Origin of the sequence: Mesorhizobium sp. 131-2-1 (assembly GCF_016756535.1) — a bacterium.
In the GTDB taxonomy this organism is placed as follows: Bacteria; Pseudomonadota; Alphaproteobacteria; order Rhizobiales; family Rhizobiaceae; genus Mesorhizobium.
Genome location: NZ_AP023247.1, coordinates 3,641,240 through 3,659,707, shown reverse-complemented (window position 1 = coordinate 3,659,707; position 18,468 = coordinate 3,641,240). Strand labels below are relative to the sequence as shown.

Genomic DNA, 18,468 nt, shown 5'->3' with positions numbered 1-18,468 from the left:
CGACCGCAGAAACGGGCCGGTCCAAGTTGTTTTCGTTGATCAGCGCGCCAGAAGGGTTGGCAGAGACGGGCCTTCGAGCATCGATTTGGTGACGCCGCCGAAAATACGTTCACGCAACCGCGAATGACCATATGCGCCCATCACCAACAGCTCGGCGCCACAATCGACCGCGTGCTGGCGAAGAACGTCAGCGACGGAGTGGTTCGCACTCGGCAGACGGCTGACCGTGACTTTGACGCCGTGCCGGGCAAGATAGGCTGCGACATCGGCACCAGGTTCCGCCCCGTGATGGGCTTCGCCCTCGACTGGATCGACCAGGGCAAGATGCACCTCATCGGCGCCGATCAGCATGTCAAGCGACTCGCGAACGGCGCGCGATGACTCCAGACGGGTATCCCACGCAACCATTACGCATTTCGGCTTCAGCGTCGGCCTAGAACCCTTGGGGATGAGCAGCAAAGGCTTTCCGGAAGAAAATAGCGCGCCCTCGACCACTTTGCTTTTCAACGTCTCGCCGGCAAGCGCTTCCGGTCCCACAATGGTGATATCGGCATAGCGGGCGCGGCGCCCGATGGTCTCGTCGGCCCAGCCGGCTTCCGGATATGCGGTAACGGTATCAGCGGAAAGCGTCCGGCCAGCAAGGAATGCCGAAACGACCGCTGTCTTCTTCTTCAGCAGCTTCTCATCGGCCTGGCGCTCCTTCAGCCAGTCTTCTGAGACGATCGCGGCAAACTCTCCAACCGGCGGCGGCGCGGCCAGCGCTACCACGAGAACAGCGAGGTGCGCGTTGACCTGCTCGCACAGGCCGGCAGCGAGTTCCAGATCGACGTCACTCATGCCTGGCTCCGTGACCGTGAGTATCGTCTTGAATGACATCGCAGCTGCTCCTGACTTTCGAGTTTGGCTTCAATTGCGCTTGCAACCGTAACGAGATGGGTCGCTGCGTTCATTGCGCTGAATCAAAGATCATCTGCGACGCCCCAATTGATCCCGATCAACTGCGGCGCGCGCTGAAGCAGTAAGCTTCAGCCGATCAATCGGTGGACACGAAGATGAAGCTCCTGATCGCTGCAGTTTTCACAAGCCTGACCTTCAATGCGTCAACTGCGCAGGAAATGAGCTACGGCCAGGCGGAATACCTGAACTCCTGCGCGGTCTGCCATGGTCTCGATGGCAAAGGCGACGGCCCCTTGGGCGACGAATTGGTGAAGCGCCCGGCCGACCTGACGCGTCTTTCGAAAAACAATGGTGGCGAATTTCCGTATTGGCGTGTCTTTGCCATGATCGACGGCCGCACCATGGTGCCCGAACATGGCGAGCGCGATATGCCGGTCTGGGGCCGCCAATTCCTGCCCGATGACGTCAGGAAATACGGGCCAAGCGGCGGAGAAATCGTCACCACGGAACGGATCCACAACCTGGCAGGCTACGTCCAGACACTGCAGCGATAGACGCTAGGTGGAACGTTCCCGCGGGCACCGCGCAGAGGAGCCATGCAATGATCGTTGAAAGCCAGGAAGCCGTGGGCGCGCTGCTGCTCGATCCCGCCAAATATGGCGAGACCGGACCGGTGGAGGTGGTTGAAACCCATATCTCGCGCATCTTCCTGGTCGGCCGACGCGCCTTCAAGCTCAAGCGAGCGGTCAAGCTGCCCTATGTCGATTTCTCGACGCCTGCCCTCCGCCTCACCGCCTGCGAGAAGGAAGTGGAGCTCAATTCGAAGACCGCGCCGGGCCTTTATGCGGGTGCGCGGCGGATCACGCGAGGGATCGACGGCAAGCTCACGTTCGACGGAGCCGGAGAGCTGGTTGATGCCGCAATCGAAATGGTGCGCTTCGACCAGTCGAAGCTTCTCGATCGAATGGCAGTCGCAGGTCAACTGACGCCCGCGCTGCTGACGACGGTTGCGGGCATGATTGCGCGATACCATCGCGGCGCGCCGGAGATCCACACCGGTACGGGGTCATCTAACCTCGCGGGAGTGCTCGACATCAACTCGGCTGGCTTTGCTACCAGCAATGTCTTCCAAACAGACGAGATTGAGCAGATCGCCGGGGCCTTTCGCACCGCCCTCGCCCGCTATTCCGCCCTGCTCGACCGGCGTGAGGCCGCAGGCAAGATTCGCCGCTGTCACGGCGATCTGCATCTGCGCAACATCTGCCTGTTCGATGGCGAGCCCCGCCTCTTCGACTGCATCGAATTCAACGACCAGATTGCCAGCATCGATGTACTCTATGACCTCGCCTTCCTGTTGATGGACCTCTGGCACCGGGGCTTTCCGGAATTCGCCAATCTGGTGATGAACCGCTACCTGGACGAAGCCGACGACGAGGACGGGTTCATCCTGCTGCCTTTTTTCATGGCGGTGCGAGCCGCGGTGCGCGCGCATGTCACCGCAACGCAGGTCGAGGAAGGCAGCTCCGAGTCGGAAAGACTGATTGCTGAGGCCAGATCGTATTTCGAACTCGCTCGAACTCTGCTCAGAAGCGAGCCTCCCCGGCTGATCGCGATCGGCGGCTTGAGCGGCTCCGGCAAGACGACCGTAACCGAGGCGCTCGCCGCCCATGTCGGCGCGCCGCCTGGCGCGCGCATGGTCGAGAGCGACCGCATCCGTAAAGCCATGCATGGGGTGCCCGCCGAAACGACGTTGCCGGACAAGGCCTATCGACCGGGCGTGTCGGAACGGGTCTATCGCCAAATGGTATGGCGCAGCGAATTGATCCTTTCCCAAGGCGGTTGCGTTGTCACCGATGCCGTATTCGACCGAGAGATAGACCGTGACCGGATTGAGAAGGTCGCGCATGACCGGGGCATCGCGTTTGCCGGATTCTGGTTGGCAGCAGACCCGCTCGTCCTCTGGCAGCGGGTGAGCGAGCGCAAGCGTGGCCCTTCCGATGCCACTGTCGACATACTCTCCAGGCAATTGCAGCGAAACATCGCTCAACCCACCTGGCGCAGGGTCGAGGCTGATCGAAAGCTCACCGATATCGTCGCTGAAATGCTGGATTGCTTACCAGCTGCAACTTCTTCTCGGAGCGTCCCTTTGAAGGAAGCATCGTAAGGCGAAGCTAGTTCGTTCAGCCCACCTCCAGGGTTGCCAGCGACAGACCAGCCTGGTCGGGGTGGTGCGCGATGGAGAAGCCGAATTCGCGACACATAGCCAACATCTTGTTGTTTTCGCTGAGCATCATGCCTTCGATTCGGTTGATCTTGTCTGCCTTGGCATAGTCGACGATCTGCTTGAGCAGTTCCCAGCCAAGGCCGTGGCCCTGCAGGTCCGTCCGGACCAGCAACGCATATTCTCCGATCCTATGGTCAGGATCGCAGGAAAGCCGGCCGACCCCGGCCAGCGCACCGGTGCCCGCCTCCAGCGCGACGAAAGCGATGTCACGATCATAGTCGAGTTGGGTCAGCCGCTTGAGCATCTGGTCCGGGAAGTTCTTGCGCGGGGACAGGAATCGCAGGCGCAGATCGTCCGGCGAAATCCTGGCCAGGAATTCCGGATAGAGCGCAATGTCGGCCGGCTTTATCGGCCGGATGTGATAGCGAGCGCCGTCTGCGGAAAAATCCCTGCTCCAGCCTGACGGGTAGGGCCTGATTGCCAGCGCTGGGTTTGGCGCCGGCTCCTCCACGCGTTCTGGTTCAATCTCGATGCGTGCATCGAGCGCGATCACGCCGTCGGCATCAGCCAGCAGCGGGTTGATGTCCATTGAGACGAGGCATGGAAAATCGACGACCATCTGCGACAGCCCATTGAGCGCGGCAACGATCGCCCCACGATCGGCCGGCCGGCGATCGCGATAACCGGCAAGCAGGCGGCTGATCCGCGTCTGTTCGATCAGGTCGCCCGCGAGCACATCGTCGAGTGGCGGCAAGGCGATGGCTGTGTCATCGAGCACCTCGACCGCCACACCGCCGGAGCCGAACAGGATGACCGGACCGAAAATCGGATCTCGGCTCATGCCGAGGATGAGTTCCTGAGCGTGCCTTCGCACCACCATGGGCTGGATGGCATAGCCTTCAATTATGGCCGTCGGAGCCTGCTTGCGCACCCGCGCTCCGATTGCGGTTGCAGCATCCCTGGCGGCAGAGGCGCCGGCAATGTTGAGCACGACCCCGCCAATGTCCGACTTGTGCGAAATTGCCTTCGATAGCAGCTTGACGACGACGTGTTCGGACGTTTTGAGCAGCTGTCCGGCAGCGGCCTCTGCTTCGGCAGGAGATTTGGCGACGATCGTCTGGGGCACCGCAATGCCGTAGGCGGAAATAGCGGCCTTGGCCTCCGGCTCCGTCAGCATGCGCCGCCGCTCGCTCGCCACCTGTCTGAATATGGCAAGCACGGCTTCGCGGTCCCTGACAATATCTTGGCCGCGGCTCGATGGCGTGCGCAGTAGCGCCCGCTGAGCTTGCGACCAGTCGCTGAGGTAGGAAACGGCAATCGCGGCGTCCGCAGGCGTCTCGAAGCTCGCCACTCCGGCATCCTGCAGGACACGCCGGCCCTCGCGCGCCGTGCGTTCTCCAAGCCAGCAGGCCAATGCTGGTTTCCCGCAGATCCTGCCTTCCTCGGCAAGTTCCGCCACCGCGCCCGCCGCCGCGAGTGGCGAGCCAAGTCCCGTCGGGCAATTCATCACCAGGACGACGTCCGTTCCAGGATCTGCCGCGACGGCTTCGACCGCAGCCTTGTAGCGCTCGGGCGCCGCATCGCCGACGATGTCCACCGGATTGGCGTGCGACCATGTGCGCGGCAACACACCGTTCAAGCGCTCGATCGTTGTCTGCGAAAGCTCGGCCAGCTCGCCATTGCCGTCGACGAGTTGGTCGACGGCGAGCACGCCGGCGCCACCGCCGTTGGTGACGATACCGACGCGGGCTCGTTCCAGAGGTGAAAAGCGGGCGATCGTTTCAGCGGCATCGAACAATTCAGCGAGACCTTTCACGCGCAAGATGCCCGCCCGCCTGAGAGCTGCCTCCACGACCCGATCGGCTCCTGAAAGTGCGCCGGTGTGCGTCGCCGCGGCCTTTGCCGCCAACTCATGCCGACCCGGCTTTATCGCGATGACCGGCTTGATGCGTGCGGCCGCCCGTGCCGCCGACATGAACTTGCGCGGATTGGGTATGGTTTCGAGATACATAACGATGGCCCTCGTCCGCGCATCGCCAGCCAGCATGTCGAGGCAATCTCCAACATCGACATCAGCCATGTCGCCCAGCGAGACGATTTGCGAGAAGCCGACATTGTTGTCCGCCGCCCAGTCGATCAGCGAAGTGGCAATGGCACCGGATTGCGACAGCAGGGCAATATTGCCGGGTCTGGCTGCCATATGCGCGAAACCGGCGTTGAGCTTTTGGGGCGGGATCATCAGACCAACCGTATTCGGCCCTATGATGCGCAATAGTGTGGGCCTGGCGGCATCAAGCATCGCCTGGCGCAAACCGTTTTCGCGCGTAAGCCCCGCGGTAAGGACGACTGCCGCTCGTGTCCCCTTCTCGCCGAGGTCGCGCACGATACCGGGGACCGTCTCTGGTGGCGTGACGACTACCCCCAGATCCGGAACGCCCGGCAACTCGGCCGCTGTCGCAAAGCAGCGTCGCCCAGCCACTTGCGAATATTTCGGATTGACCGGCCAAATCTCACCCTCGAAGCCGCCGTTGACGATGTTGTCAAAGACGACACGACCGACAGAGCCGTCGCGCACCGATGCGCCAAACACTGCAACCGACTTCGAAGCGAAAGCATGTTCGAGATTTCGGATCGTCACGCCTGTTTCTCCGTTCGTGGCGAAAGGTGTGGCGACCAAGGACGCCACACCTTCATTTCTCGTCAGGCGGGAACGGCCGCGCGTTCAGACACCGGCTTGCGAACGGGCTCGGAAAAATCGAGCACCATCCGTCCCTGAATTCGACCGCCCCTGAGGTCGGCGAATATTGTGTTGATGTCTTCAAGGCGCGCCTTGGTGATTTCAGCCCTTACCTTGCCGTCGGCGGCAAATGCGATGGCTTCATCAAGGTCGCGCCTGGTTCCCACGATCGAGCCCCGCACCGTAATGCGCTTCAACACGACGTCGAAGATCGGTGTCGGAAATTCGCCGGGCGGCAGACCGACCAGACAGATCGTACCCTTGCGGCGAACCATATGCAGTGCCTGGCTGAAGGCAGGCGCCGAAACCGCAGTAACGAGAATCCCGTGTGCGCCGCCCCCGGTACCCTTGATGACGCTGGCCACCACATCCGGCGAGCGCGCGTCAAAGGCAAGATCTGCCCCAGCGGCCTTGGCCAGACAGAGCTTTTCGGGTGCGACATCCAAGGCAACGATCTTTAGCCCCATCGCCTTGGCATACTGGATTGCCACGTGACCAAGACCACCGACGCCGGATATAGCCACCCACTCGCCCGGCCGCGCCTCTGTTTCCTTCAGACCCTTGTATGTGGTCACGCCGGCGCACAGGATCGGTGCTATCTGCGCGAAATCGACGCCAGTTGGCAAGCGAGCGGCAAAGGGCGCCGCCGCAATGACATACTCAGCGAAGCCCCCGTCACAGCTATAACCGGTGTCGTGCTGGTGTTCGCACAGCGTCTCCCAACCGGTCTCGCAGTATTCGCAACGCATGCAGGCATCGTGCAGCCAGGCTACGCCGACCGGATCGCCTTCCTTGAAGTCCGTCACGCCGGGGCCAAGGGCCGCAACTACGCCGGCAACTTCATGCCCGGGAATGAACGGCGGCACGGGCTTCACCGGCCAGTCGCCATCTACGGCATGCAGATCGGTGTGGCAGACGCCGCACGCGATCACTTTGACGAGGATTTCGCCCGGCCCAGGCACTGGAACCGGTACCTGTTCGATCGATAGCGGCCTGCCGAATTCACGGACCACGGCGGCTTTCATCATCTTCACCACAGCGCATTCTCCTTACCTTTGGCGACAGCAATTCTGGTTGCGTCCACCAACAATCCGCCGGCCGCCGCCTCCTTTCATTGATGCAGCGCAAACGGGAAACCTTTCATGGTTGACCAAAATCAAAGCCCGCGAGATCGGGAAGCATAGGGTCTAGTGAGAGCCGTCTACGAGCTGCTGAAAGGATAAAGTGATGGCGAACAGAACGGACAAGGTCGAGGTTGGCATGGATCTGGCCGTGAGGTGCCGCGTCACCGACACCTGGCAGGATGATCTAGGGGACCAGTGGGCCACGGTACTGATCGAGGGCTATGACATCCCGATCACGCTAAAGGCGGTCCACTTCTTCCCATTGGACGACGACGACTAATCGTTTTCCAGAGGCGGCGCAGTCCCTGAGCTTCACCACATGACCGCAACAGAACGGGCCGCATCTACGTGGGGCGGCACGCTTAAACCTGATGGCATAGCGCTCGCCCGTTGATCGAGCGAGACCGGGATCGGCGAAGACCCGGCTTCGCGTTTATGCATTTTGACCCACATCAATGCCCCCGCATGGCAAAACCTCCGCATTTGACCGGTCGGTTTTGAGAGCAGCAGGCGAAACGATGAAAAGACGGCAACTTATGATCGGAGGCGCTTCCTTGGCGCTTGCTGGAACCGGCGGGGCGGCGTTCAGCTTCTCGACCACCGGCTCGATGACGGACTACGCTGCTGCGGTTGCCGTGGCGCGCGCGAAACTCCCCGAACATCCGGAACTCATAGACTTCGTCCGCTTTGCGACGTTGGCCGCGAATGGCCACAACACCCAGCCCTGGCACTTCGGTGTTGCAGAAGGCCGCATTGCGATCAATCCGGATTTTGCGCGGCGCACGCCCGTGGTGGACCCCGATGACCATCATCTCTTCGCCAGCCTCGGCTGCGCCGCTGAAAACCTCGCTCTCGCCGCCGCCGCGGGAGGTCGCGGCGGCCAGCTGCGATTCGATCCGACCGGCGATGGTTCGGTGGTCTTGGAGCTTGGCGCGGGGCTCGCTAGACGCACTGCTCTATTCGAGGCGATCCCCGTGCGCCAGTCGACGCGCGCGGATTACGACGGGCGTTTGGTTGCCACTGCCGATCTTGAGGCCCTCGCAGCCGCCGCTCGCGTCTCGGGCGTCGATTTGATCCTGTTAACCGACCGGCAGCAGGTTGAGCGGGTGCTCGACCTGGTCGTCGCCGGCAACACCGCACAGCTGGACGATCCCGCCTTCGTGCACGAGCTGAAGGACTGGCTGCGCTTCAATCCCCGCCAGGCGCTCGAAGCCGGCGACGGTCTCTTCAGCGCGGCGAGCGGCAATCCGACGGCACCGGCTTGGCTCGGCGGCTTCATGTTCGATCTGCTCTTCCGCGTTGCGACCGAGAACGACAAATACGCTCGCCAGTTGCGCTCTTCGGCGGGGCTCGCGATCTTCGTGTCTGAGCGCGATGATAAGGATCACTGGATTCGCGCTGGACGCGCCTGCCAACGCTTCGCATTGCAAGCGACGGCGCTCGGCCTCAAGCACGCCTTCGTCAATCAGCCCGTCGAAATCGCTGCCCTGCGGCCACAGCTCGCGGGCCTTGTCGGGATGCCCGGACGCAGGCCAGACATCGTGATGCGCTTCGGCTACGGGCCCACCTTACCGTTCTCGCCACGCCGTCCGGTGGAAGCAGTCCTGGCATCGCTGTGACTTCAAGCGGCTGGAAAGCGCCGAAAGGCGCAGCGGCTGGACGCACCATGGAACCTTCCTTCCCGCCTGACGCCCCCGTTTCCAGCGACTTGGGTGCTTACAGCACGAAGAACCCGATCGTCGCGAGCGCCATGACCAGCACCGCTAGTCCTGCCACCAGCACCATCCACAGGGGGGCCGTCAGCCTCCCCATGATCCGCGGGCTGCTGGCCATCATGACCATGATTGCCATGAGCGGAACTGCGAGTATCCCATTGATGACCGCGCTCCAGTAGAGCGCGCGGATCGGATCGAGCGCGGTGAAGCTGAGAGCGACACCGCCGAGGGTCGCTGCGGCGATGGTTGCATAGAAAGCCTTGGCTTCGCGGGGTCGCCGATCCAGTCCTTCAGGCCAGCGGAACATCTCCGCGACGGCGTAAGCGGCCGAGCCGGCGAGCACCGGGACGGCCAGCATGCCGGTGCCGATGATGCCAACCGCGAAAACCGCGAAGGTGAACTCGCCAGCGATCGGCCGAAGCGCCTCGGCCGCCTGCGCGGAAGTCTCGATTTGCGTAATGCCGTTGGCGTGCAGTGTGGCTGCGGTGGCTATGATGACGAAGAGGGCGATGAGATGGGAAAAGCCCATGCCGAAAAGCGTATCTGTTCGAATGCGGGCAAGCTCGGTACCTGCCGCACGCGGATGAGTGCCCAGTCGTGCAAGATGACGACGATGCAGTTCCTCCACTTCCTCGCCGGCTTGCCAGAAGAAGAGATACGGGCTGATCGTCGTACCTAGAACGGCCACAAGCGCCATGGCGTGGTCGCTGTCGAAGACAAATTGCGGAATGGCTACATCGCGCAGGGCGGCTGCCCACGGTACGTCCACCGCCAGCACCACGGCGACATAGGCAAACAGCGAGAGGGTCAGCCACTTCAGGACCATCACATAGCGCCTGTAACTGACGAGGATCTCGAGGCCAGCACAAAGCAATCCGAAGACGATCGCATGGAAGAGCTGAGACCCGCCGGCAAGCAGCCGCAAAGCAGCCCCCATTGCCGCCAGATCGGCGCCAATGTTGATAAAGTTGGCGACGAGCAGCAGGAGAACGGCAAAACGGATCACCCAAGGCGGATAATGTCGCCGCAGATTCTGGGCGATGCCCTGGCCGGTCACGGCGCCGATACCTGCGCTAATCCCCTGGATCGCGACCAACAGCGGGTAGCTGAACGGAATTGTCCAGCCGAGTGTATAGCCAAATTGCGCGCCTACTTGGCTGTAGGTCGCAATGCCGCTGGGGTCATCGTCCGCAGCACCCGTGATCAGTCCCGGTCCCAATGTTCGCAGGAAGCTCGTTCGCCTTCGCAGTGGTTCAGCGGGCAGCGTTGATGTTGGATGCTCCACCTCAGTTCACCTCGTTTTCGCGGGTCAGCCCTGTGGTAAAGACCACCGCTGTGGCGCATGCTCGAGATTTCGGATCGTCACCTCTGTTCCTCCCGTTCGTGCCGATAGTCGCCAGTCGATCTTGCCCGTTCATTGCGTTGGATCAAAAGCCTCCTGCGGTTATCGCGATAACTGTTGCGCGAGTTCGACGCGACCGTCAGCGCTTGCGAAAATCGGGCGAGCATCGATCCAATCGGAAAGCATCGCATGTACGAGTCCGCCCTGCGACGCGCATTGCTGGTTATCGCCATCCTGGGCCTGGCCATAGGGTTATGGATCAGGCAATTCGGCTTTGGTTCCATCGAGGCAGGCACGGTCTGGACGGTGGCGACCTTGCCCGTGGTGGTGGCTCTCGCCATTTCCATCTTGCGCGACTTCTGGATCGGCCGATTCGGTGTCGATGCGATCGCGCTGGTCTCAATGTCCGCGGCACTGCTCCTGGACCAGCCCTTGGCCGCAGTTGTGGTGGCGATAATGTATGCTGGCGGCACAGTGCTCGAGGATTTTGCCCGCGGCCGGGCCGAACGGAACCTTAAGGCGCTGACCGACCGGGCGCCGCGCGTCGCGCATCGAAAGTCAGCGCAGGGGACGGATGCGATTTCCGTGGACGAGGTTGCGGTCGGCGACGAGCTCCTGGTGCGTGCCGGCGAATTGCTGCCTGTCGATGGCGTCCTGCTCGATGCGTCGGCGTCTCTTGACGAGTCGGCGGTAACAGGAGAGCCACTGCCGGTACGGCGAAGCGCCGGCGACGCGCTGCGCAGCGGCACCCTCAATGCCGGCGAGCCCTTCAGCATGGGGGCTTCCGCCCTGGCTGAACAGAGTACCTATGCGGCGATCGTGCGTATGGTCGCCGCGGCGCAGACTGCGAAAGCTCCGTTCATCCGCATGGCCGACCGCTTTGCCCTGTTCCTGTTGCCAGCCACTTTGCTGGTCTCAGGCGCCGCATGGTATGCTTCCGGCGATCCGATCAGAGCCCTTGCGGTTCTCGTCGTCGCCACGCCTTGTCCGCTCATCCTTGCTGCCCCTGTCGCCTTTATCGGCGGCGTTTCGCGCGCCGCGCGTGCCGGCATCCTGATGAAAGGCAGTGCGGCCTTGGAAGCCCTCGCGCAGGCGCGCACCGGGATTTTCGACAAGACCGGCACCTTGACCATCGGTGGCGCCGAGCTCGTCGAGATCGACGTTGCACCTGGCGACGAAGCTGACCAGCTGCTGCAGTCGTTGGCATCGTTGGAGCAGGCCTCGCACCATGTGCTCGCCGACTCGATTGTCCGCGCGGCCCGCAGCAGACACCTGATGCTTTCACATCCGCATGGCGTCCACGAATATCGCGGAGCGGGCCTGAAAGGCCAGGTTGGCAATGTATCGGTCCTCGCAGGATCGCGAATGCTGGTGCTCTCCGGCGGACCACTGCCCCGCTGGACGCTGTCTGGTGAGGAGCGATATCGGAACGAGCCCGTGCTCAGGGTCTTCGTGGCGCTCGACGGGCGCCTTGCCGGCATATTCACCTTCGGAGATTCCCTACGTGCGGATGCTCACGATGCGGTCGGCACCCTCCGCTCGGCTGGCATCGAGCGTATGGTCATGCTCACCGGCGATGACGGCGCGGCGGCAGAGCGGGTGTCCACATTGCTCGGCCTCGATGCCGTCATCGCCGATGCTACTCCGGCGAGCAAGGTTGCGACGGTCGAAGCCGAGAAAGCCCTGGCACCGACAATGATGGTGGGCGACGGCATCAACGATGCCCCTGCCCTTGCCGCCGCAACGGTCGGCATCGCCTTGGGCGCCCGCGGCGCTACCGCCTCTTCCGCAGCCGCAGACGTTGTCGTTTTGACCGACAGGCTGCAGCCAGTCGCCGAAGCTGTCGGGATTGCCCGGCGTACGCGGACGATTGCCCTGCAAAGCATCATCGTCGGGCTGGCGCTTTCGGGCATGGCAATGGCAGCGGCAGCCATGGGACAGATCACCCCGGTTGCCGGAGCACTGCTGCAAGAGGGGATCGACGTGGCGGTTATCCTGAATGCGCTACGCGCCCTTGGCAATGGACATCTCGGACGCCGATGACCGATGATATGAAGCGGATGGATGGATAGCACCATGACGCAGCAGAATTTGGTGGTTTGCAGCAAATGCGGCGGGGTCAATCGCCTGCCGGCAGTCCGCAATGCCAAGGCTGCGAAATGCGGAAAGTGCGGGAACAGGCTGTTTTCTGGTCACCCGGAAGACGTCGATGCCCAGATTTTTGACCGACAGGTCACGCGAAGCAACCTTCCCGTTGTCGTCGATATCTGGGCACCCTGGTGCGGTCCGTGCAAGGTCATGGCACCGGCCTATGAAGCGGCAGCGCAGGAGCTAGAGCCGCATGTTCGGCTGATCAAGCTGAATTCGGACAGGGAACAAGCCGTCGCTGCCAGACTCGGTATCCGTGGCATCCCGACCATGATCCTGTTCCATGGCGGGCAAGAGGCTGCGCGCGTCTCCGGCGCGATGAGTGCGGGGCAAATCGTCAGGTGGGTTCGCGACCACCTGCCGATGGCCACAGCCTGAGAGCCGCAACCTCATGGATACGCTCATAGCCCGACTCGGACTCGCCTTGGCAATAGGTCTGCTCGTCGGATTGGAGCGCGGCTGGCGGGAGCGCGATGCACCCGATCGCAGCCGGACGGCCGGCATTCGGACGTTCGGCATATCGGGCCTGCTCGGCGGCATTGTGACAGCGTTGGCCAACGCGCTTGGCGCTGTATCCGTTCTGGTCGGTGGTTTCATCGCCTTTGCGGCAATCTTCGCCTGGTACAAGGCGCGCGAGGCGGTCCATGACGAGGATTTCAGCGTTACCAGCGTCATCGCCGGCCTCGGCGTCTTTGCGCTCGGTGCGCTTTCGGTCGCCGGAGACTACCGGGCCGCGGCTGCCGGCGGTGCAGCCCTCGCGGCCGTCCTTGCCAGTCGCGAAATCCTGCACGGCCTCTTGCGGCGACTGACCTGGCTTGAGCTTCGTTCGGCCTTGATGCTTGCGGTGATGACCGCGATCGTTCTGCCCCTGCTGCCAAATCGCACGATGGACCCATGGGGTGGGTTCAACCCTTGGGAGGTCTGGTTCCTAACAGTGCTGATGGCCTCGATATCCTTCGCCGGCTATGTGGCCGTCCGCGTCCTCGGTGGTACGCGCGGCCTGCTCGTCAGTTCGCTCGCCGGTGCGGTCGTCTCCTCCACCGCGGTGACCATGACGCTTGCTCGCAGTGCCGCTTCCGCCGCCAATCCTCTGCCGCTCGCGGGCGCGGCTTCGCTTGCCGCGATGGTTTCGATTTTGCGCGTTTGCACTGTGGTTCTGGCCATCGAGCCAAGCGTATTGGCCACGGTCGGCATGCCGGCCCTTGCCGCGTCGCTTGCCTTCGCCCTATGCGGAATATTCTTGCTGGCCAACCATGACCAGGATCCAGAAAAGGGCACCCCGGCACGCAATCCATTTGAGCTGGGCCCGCTGCTGCTGTTTGCCATGCTTTTCGCGATCGTTTCGACCGCAAGCGCCGCGTTGGCAGCTCGGTTCGGCGGACACGGCTTGCTGGCGAGCTCAGCGCTTGCGGGCATGTTCGATGTCGACGTTTCAGTGCTGAGCGCATTGCGTTTGGTGAAGCGTTCGGTCTCCGTTGAAGCAGTCGGCCTGGTGGTGCTGGCAGCACTCGCTGCAAACGCGATCGGCCGCTTGTCGCTGGCGGCATTTGCTGGTCCAGTGAGGTTCTGGCTGCCTCTGGCTGGCATCACGCTGGTCGCCGCGGCGGCGGGCTATTTCACCGTGCTTCTGCTTTGACGGGAGCTGCAACTCTCCTTTGACACGGATCAAGGCCATACCGCGTCGCTACGATATGGATCACCTCAAAGGAGTTCGCCATGACCAATTTGCAGGACCTCACCCCGAAATTCCGCCATGTGCGGTTGCTGCTTGCTCGCGAGAAGGGTCACCCGGAAGGGGATCGCGAGGAAGGCTATGATGTACTTGCTCCCTTGACCGGCGAAGGCAGGATTGACGCGGAAGAATGGAAATCACACCGGGCCGCCTGCCGCGTGCGCCGTTTTCGCACTGGCGAGGACGACTTGATCGGTCGCCTCCAGCGCAAGCCGGGCGGGCAATGGTATTTCGACTATGCCGAAGGCGATCGCGATGACGAGATCGGTTTTCATCTTGGCGACGAACGCTTCGTGACAGGCGAATATGTTTCGATCGAACGCAACGGAGCCATGCACACCTACCAGGTGGCAAGGGTCGAGCGGCCGTAACACCGCCACGCCAGGCTCCCCAGGTGCAGGCCATGTCGCGTCGCATCCTCATTGTGGTCGGTCATCCCGACCCATCCCCCGACCGGCTCTGTCGCTCCCTTGCGCAGGCCTACGCCGAGGGTGCGGAGCAGGCACAGCACAGCGTCCGCCGGATCGATATCGCGGCAATTGATTTTCCAATGCTGCGGACGATGCAGGAATTCGAACACGGCGCCGTCCCCGACAGCCTCAAGCATGCCGCCGAAGCGATCGTCTGGGCAGAGCACATCGTCTTTGTCTTTCCACTTTGGCTCGGGACCATGCCGGCTTTGCTCAAGGCATTTCTGGAACAGGTCATGCGCCCGGGAACCGCCTTTGCCTACCCGGACAAGGGCGGCGGCTTTGCCAGGACGTTGCTTCGTGGTCGTTCCGCTCGCGTGGTGGCAACGATGGGCATGCCATCCGTTCTCTACCGGCTTTGGTTCTTTAGCCACGGCATCGCCGGCATGCGGCGAAGCATCCTGCATTTTGTCGGCATCAGACCGGTGCGGGAGACCCTGTTCGGGATGGTCGCGGGCGCCAGCGACAGGACCAGAGCAAGGTGGATCCGGCAGATGCGCAAGCTAGGGGAGCGAGGGCTATAGCATGGCGATCCGCAAACCGGGACATTTCAGGCACCCTAATAGGGGCCGTTTCTTCAGGGCCTATTGATCGACGGTGAATTCGGCCCACATACCAGCACCATAGTGACCAGGCACGTTGCAGATAAGCAGGTATTTTCCTGCCTTCAGTTCGACGGTCAATGTGCCTGATTTGCCGGGATCGAGCTCAGAAACCTCACCCTTGTCACCGGCCCTGTCTTCGTCGACCCTGTTTTCGGCCTCGAGGTAAGGAAGCGGCTTGCCGGGATCGGCGAGGTACATCACTATCATTTCGTGGACGGTGTCTTTAGAGTCGTTGGTCACCTTGAATGTGACCTCTCCGGCCTTCACCGCACTCGGCGAAGCCTTGATCCCCATGGTCGCCTTGGTGAGATCGAGCCCTGGCGCTGCATAGGCGATCCCCGTCGGCATCTGCACGTCGGCGCCCTTGTCCCACAGCGAAATCTGGACAAGCGTCGCAGCCTGGGCACCGGGAGCGCCGACCATCAGCATTGCAGCAGCCAGGCCGAGCGCTATTCTCTTCAATATGGTTTTCATGGCGAACCTCCTTCAGGACGGCAGCAGAAAGCGCTCTACGTCCTGATTGTCATCCTGTTCGCGGAGTCCCCCGCCGTCCTTGCGCCAAATCAAACTGATCGGTGCGACTCATTAGCGGCGCCGGTGCAACTGCCAGCCAGTTGAGGGTGCAGATCGGTGCCGTGACGGATCGTCAGATAATGCCCGTCGGTTGGGCTTTACGGCCGCGAGCCCACCATTTGCTACTTGACCCACGTCAAGGCCGCCGACCTGTTTCCTGTTCAATATCCCCCATCAAAGTTTCAAATTGGGGAGAGCATCATGGCTACGGCTGGAATCGATATCCCGATCCGAAAACTCACGTCAACGACATCTGCCAAGCTTCGACTTGGTTCCCTGACCGCATTGGTAATCGGCTCCATGGTGGGCTCCGGCGTGTTCAGCCTGCCGCAGAACATGGCGGCCGGCGCCGGCCCTCTTGCGATCCTGATTGGCTGGGCGATCACCGCGGTCGGGATGCTGGCGCTTGTTTTCGTCTATCAGTCGCTCGCGGTAAGGCGACCCCAACTCGACGCAGGCCCCTACGCCTACGCCAAGGCCGGCTTCGGTCCCTTCATCGGCTTCACCAGCGCCTGGGGCTACTGGATCAGCGCCTGGGTCGGCAATGTCTCCTACGCGGTGATCGTGTTCAGCGCGCTGTCCTATTTCTTTCCAGCGTTCGGCGACGGAAACACCTGGCAGGCGGTGCTAGGCGCGTCGGTCCTGTTGTGGCTGATCCACGCCCTGGTTCTGGCCGGCATCCGTCAGGCAGCAGTCGTCAACTCGGTCGTCACGGTGGCGAAGATTGCTCCCGTGGTGCTGTTTGTCGGGATCGTCGCTGTGGCTTTCAAGCTTCAGGTCTGGTCTCTCGACTTCAGCGGGCTGGGCAACGCCAGTCTCGGCTCGATTGCCGCACAGGTGAAGAGCACGATGCTGGTGACGCTGTGGGTCTTCATCGGCATCGAGGGAGCAAGCGTATTTTCAGCCCGTGCGGAACGCCGCAGCGACATCGCGAAGGCGACTGTTCTCGGATTCTTCACCTGCCTCGCTCTCTACGCTCTGGTTTCGCTGCTGTCGCTCGGCATCCTCAACCAGCCTGAGCTCGCCGCGCTGAAGAACCCCTCCATGGCAGGTGTCCTAGAGGCGGTTGTCGGACCGTGGGGCGCCATCCTCATCAACATCGCGCTTGTTGTGTCCGTGGTCGGCGCGTTCCTGAGTTGGACGCTGCTTGCCGCGGAAATTCCGCACGTTGCCGGCAAAGACGGCACGATGCCGAAGTTCTTCGGCCAGGAGAGCGAGCGAGGCGTGCCGTCGACCTCGCTCCTGATCACCAACCTGCTCGTGCAGGTGTTCCTGGTTATCACGCTGTTCGCACAGAGCACCTACCAGGCACTGTTCTATATCGCGTCGGCAGCCATCCTCGTACCTTACATCTTCTCCGGGGCCTACGCGGCCAAGCTCGCATTGACCGGAGAGAGTTATGAGAATGGCGAGCAACGCGCTGGTCCCCTTTTCGCTGGCATATTGGCGACGGTGTACGGCCTGTGGCTCGTCTATGCGGCAGGACCGGCATATCTGTTCATGTGCGCGATCCTCTATGCGCCCGGCATCATTTTTTACGTCTGGGCACGCCGCGAAACCAACCAGCGTATCTTCCATCCTGTGGAAGCTGCCGTCGCTGCAGCCCTCGTCGCTGTCGCCATCCTGGCCGTCTACGAGATGTGGACCGGCGCTATCAGCCCGCTCTGAAGGACGCACGATGACAAGCTTGGGAGTCCATTCCGAAGTCGGCCGCCTGCGCGAGGTGATGGTCCATCGACCGGACCTCAGCCTGCGCAGGCTCACGCCCGAGAACTGCAAGGCGCTGCTGTTCGACGACGTATTGTGGGTCAAGCGGGCACGCCAGGAACATGACGTCTTCGTCGATGCGTTGCGCGAACGCGGCGTGGTGGTGCACTCCTTTGGAGAGCTCCTTGCGGAGACCATGAACATCAGCAAGGCGCGCGACTGGCTTCTCGATCGCCGGGTCCATCCCGGTGTCGTCGGACTGGATATGGTCAACGAGTTGCGTGGATGGCTAAACGACATGCCATCGGAGCAGCTGGCGTCCTATCTAGTCGGCGGCATCGCCCGCGCCGAGCTTCCTTTCCAGCCGAAGGGACTGACCGGAAGGACACTTGCTCCCCAGGACTTCGTGCTTCCGCCGCTGCCGAACCAGCTTTTCACGCGCGACAGTTCCTGCTGGATCTACGGATCAGTTTCGGTCAACGCCATGTACTGGCCGGCGAGGCGACCGGAGGCGGCCAACGTGGAAGCAGTGTATCGCTTCCATCCCCGCTTTCGCGACAGCGGCCTCCCTTTCGTGTCGCCAGGTTTGGGAACAGGCACCAGTCTGGAAGGTGGGGACGTGATGCCGATCGGCGGCGGAACGGTGCTTGTCGGAATGGGAGAACGCACGACGCCGCAGGCAGTGGGCGACCTCGCACGCAGTCTGTTCGCGGCCGGTGAAGCGACACGCATCATTGCCGCCCTGATGCCGCGGGACCGCAGTTTCATGCATCTCGACACCGTCTTCACCTTCTGCGATCGCGACCTGGTGACCATGTACCCGCCGGTGGTCGACCGCTTGCGAACCTTCTCGCTGCGACCGGGTGATGGAGACGCGGCCGTCGAGGTCACGGATGAGACGGAACCGTTCACGGCGGTGGTTGCAGAAGCGCTTGGACTGAAGTCGCTGCGCATCATCGCCACCGGTGGCGACCGCTACGAGGCCGAGCGCGAACAATGGGATGACGGCAACAACGTCGTTGCGGTCGAGCCCGGCGTGGTCATTGGCTACGACCGCAATGTCTATACCAACACGCTTCTGCGCCGCGCCGGGATTGAAGTGATAACGGTCGAAGGTGCCGAACTCAGCCGTGGTCGGGGCGGCGGCCACTGCATGACCTGCCCGATTGCCCGCGATCCGATGTGACCGGAAAG

16 protein-coding genes are annotated in these 18,468 nt (G+C 62.3%); 11 read left to right on the top strand and 5 right to left on the bottom strand.

Features of this window, described 5'->3' with window-relative positions:
• Window positions 1-39 precede the first annotated feature (39 nt).
• On the bottom strand, window positions 40-876 hold the full coding sequence (locus tag JG743_RS17660) for a universal stress protein (protein ID WP_202292078.1): 837 nt from the start codon (window positions 874-876) through the stop codon (window positions 40-42).
• A gap of 176 nt (window positions 877-1,052) precedes the next feature.
• Here JG743_RS17660 and JG743_RS17655 point away from each other — a divergent pair, with 176 nt between their 5' ends.
• Together JG743_RS17655 and JG743_RS17650 are read left to right on the top strand one after the other, a co-directional pair.
• Entirely contained in the window at window positions 1,053-1,451 is a 399-nt protein-coding gene (locus tag JG743_RS17655) for a c-type cytochrome (protein ID WP_202292077.1), read from the top strand.
• 47 nt (window positions 1,452-1,498) lie between these two features.
• Window positions 1,499-3,061, top strand: a complete 1,563-nt coding sequence (locus JG743_RS17650) for a bifunctional aminoglycoside phosphotransferase/ATP-binding protein (protein WP_202292076.1) — start codon at window positions 1,499-1,501, stop codon at window positions 3,059-3,061.
• A gap of 16 nt (window positions 3,062-3,077) precedes the next feature.
• Here JG743_RS17650 and JG743_RS17645 read toward each other — a convergent pair whose 3' ends face one another.
• Both JG743_RS17645 and adhP read right to left on the bottom strand, forming a co-directional pair.
• The gene (locus tag JG743_RS17645) at window positions 3,078-5,759 is read right to left on the bottom strand and encodes a bifunctional acetate--CoA ligase family protein/GNAT family N-acetyltransferase (protein WP_202292075.1); all 2,682 of its coding nucleotides are present in this window, start codon (window positions 5,757-5,759) and stop codon (window positions 3,078-3,080) included.
• Between the two features lie 62 nt (window positions 5,760-5,821).
• On the bottom strand, window positions 5,822-6,883 hold the full coding sequence (gene adhP, locus JG743_RS17640) for an alcohol dehydrogenase AdhP (RefSeq protein ID WP_202302694.1): 1,062 nt from the start codon (window positions 6,881-6,883) through the stop codon (window positions 5,822-5,824).
• A 202-nt stretch (window positions 6,884-7,085) separates the two neighbouring features.
• Here adhP and JG743_RS17635 point away from each other — a divergent pair, with 202 nt between their 5' ends.
• Window positions 7,086-7,262 (top strand): hypothetical protein, encoded by a 177-nt coding sequence (locus JG743_RS17635; protein WP_202292074.1) that lies wholly within the window; start codon window positions 7,086-7,088, stop codon window positions 7,260-7,262.
• A gap of 274 nt (window positions 7,263-7,536) precedes the next feature.
• Complete coding sequence (locus JG743_RS17630) at window positions 7,537-8,601, top strand: Acg family FMN-binding oxidoreductase (protein WP_342215644.1); 1,065 nt, start codon at window positions 7,537-7,539, stop codon at window positions 8,599-8,601.
• Window positions 8,602-8,698: 97 nt separating this feature from the next.
• Here the strand turns inward: JG743_RS17630 and JG743_RS17625 are convergent, their stop codons facing one another.
• The gene (locus JG743_RS17625; RefSeq protein WP_244672817.1) at window positions 8,699-9,982 is read right to left on the bottom strand and encodes an NRAMP family divalent metal transporter; all 1,284 of its coding nucleotides are present in this window, start codon (window positions 9,980-9,982) and stop codon (window positions 8,699-8,701) included.
• 246 nt (window positions 9,983-10,228) lie between these two features.
• Between JG743_RS17625 and JG743_RS17620 the strand changes: the two genes are divergently transcribed.
• From JG743_RS17620 to JG743_RS17600, 5 genes are all read left to right on the top strand, one after another.
• A complete protein-coding gene (locus JG743_RS17620) occupies window positions 10,229-12,082 on the top strand; it encodes a heavy metal translocating P-type ATPase (protein ID WP_202302689.1) in 1,854 nt (617 codons plus the stop codon).
• Window positions 12,083-12,115: 33 nt separating this feature from the next.
• The gene (gene trxC, locus JG743_RS17615) at window positions 12,116-12,565 is read left to right on the top strand and encodes a thioredoxin TrxC (protein ID WP_202292072.1); all 450 of its coding nucleotides are present in this window, start codon (window positions 12,116-12,118) and stop codon (window positions 12,563-12,565) included.
• A gap of 13 nt (window positions 12,566-12,578) precedes the next feature.
• The gene (locus JG743_RS17610) at window positions 12,579-13,823 is read left to right on the top strand and encodes an MgtC/SapB family protein (protein ID WP_202292071.1); all 1,245 of its coding nucleotides are present in this window, start codon (window positions 12,579-12,581) and stop codon (window positions 13,821-13,823) included.
• Between the two features lie 80 nt (window positions 13,824-13,903).
• Entirely contained in the window at window positions 13,904-14,290 is a 387-nt protein-coding gene (locus JG743_RS17605) for a hypothetical protein (RefSeq protein WP_202292070.1), read from the top strand.
• Between the two features lie 32 nt (window positions 14,291-14,322).
• A complete protein-coding gene (locus JG743_RS17600; RefSeq protein WP_202292069.1) occupies window positions 14,323-14,913 on the top strand; it encodes an NAD(P)H-dependent oxidoreductase in 591 nt (196 codons plus the stop codon).
• 60 nt (window positions 14,914-14,973) lie between these two features.
• Here the strand turns inward: JG743_RS17600 and JG743_RS17595 are convergent, their stop codons facing one another.
• Window positions 14,974-15,468, bottom strand: coding sequence for a cupredoxin domain-containing protein (locus JG743_RS17595; RefSeq protein ID WP_202292068.1), 495 nt, complete (start codon window positions 15,466-15,468; stop codon window positions 14,974-14,976).
• 225 nt (window positions 15,469-15,693) lie between these two features.
• On the opposite strand from JG743_RS17595, the gene arcD reads away from it, so the two are divergent.
• Both arcD and JG743_RS17585 read left to right on the top strand, forming a co-directional pair.
• The gene (arcD, locus tag JG743_RS17590) at window positions 15,694-17,235 is read left to right on the top strand and encodes an arginine-ornithine antiporter (RefSeq protein WP_244672816.1); all 1,542 of its coding nucleotides are present in this window, start codon (window positions 15,694-15,696) and stop codon (window positions 17,233-17,235) included.
• A gap of 10 nt (window positions 17,236-17,245) precedes the next feature.
• Window positions 17,246-18,460 (top strand): arginine deiminase, encoded by a 1,215-nt coding sequence (locus JG743_RS17585; RefSeq protein ID WP_202292067.1) that lies wholly within the window; start codon window positions 17,246-17,248, stop codon window positions 18,458-18,460.
• Window positions 18,461-18,468 lie beyond the last annotated feature (8 nt).

What these genes read in the sequence shown, in the direction of transcription:
- JG743_RS17600 (WP_202292069.1), top strand. Translation starts at nt 14,323, where the DNA reads ATGTCGCGTCGCATCCTCATTGTGGTCGGTCATCCCGACCCATCCCCC.
- JG743_RS17610 (WP_202292071.1), top strand. Translation starts at nt 12,579, where the DNA reads ATGGATACGCTCATAGCCCGACTCGGACTCGCCTTGGCAATAGGTCTG.
- JG743_RS17660 (WP_202292078.1), bottom strand. Translation starts at nt 876, where the DNA reads ATGTCATTCAAGACGATACTCACGGTCACGGAGCCAGGCATGAGTGAC.
- JG743_RS17595 (WP_202292068.1), bottom strand. Translation starts at nt 15,468, where the DNA reads ATGAAAACCATATTGAAGAGAATAGCGCTCGGCCTGGCTGCTGCAATG.
- JG743_RS17655 (WP_202292077.1), top strand. Translation starts at nt 1,053, where the DNA reads ATGAAGCTCCTGATCGCTGCAGTTTTCACAAGCCTGACCTTCAATGCG.
- JG743_RS17585 (WP_202292067.1), top strand. Translation starts at nt 17,246, where the DNA reads ATGACAAGCTTGGGAGTCCATTCCGAAGTCGGCCGCCTGCGCGAGGTG.
- JG743_RS17605 (WP_202292070.1), top strand. Translation starts at nt 13,904, where the DNA reads ATGACCAATTTGCAGGACCTCACCCCGAAATTCCGCCATGTGCGGTTG.
- trxC (WP_202292072.1), top strand. Translation starts at nt 12,116, where the DNA reads ATGACGCAGCAGAATTTGGTGGTTTGCAGCAAATGCGGCGGGGTCAAT.
- JG743_RS17620 (WP_202302689.1), top strand. Translation starts at nt 10,229, where the DNA reads ATGTACGAGTCCGCCCTGCGACGCGCATTGCTGGTTATCGCCATCCTG.
- JG743_RS17650 (WP_202292076.1), top strand. Translation starts at nt 1,499, where the DNA reads ATGATCGTTGAAAGCCAGGAAGCCGTGGGCGCGCTGCTGCTCGATCCC.
- JG743_RS17635 (WP_202292074.1), top strand. Translation starts at nt 7,086, where the DNA reads ATGGCGAACAGAACGGACAAGGTCGAGGTTGGCATGGATCTGGCCGTG.
- adhP (WP_202302694.1), bottom strand. Translation starts at nt 6,883, where the DNA reads ATGAAAGCCGCCGTGGTCCGTGAATTCGGCAGGCCGCTATCGATCGAA.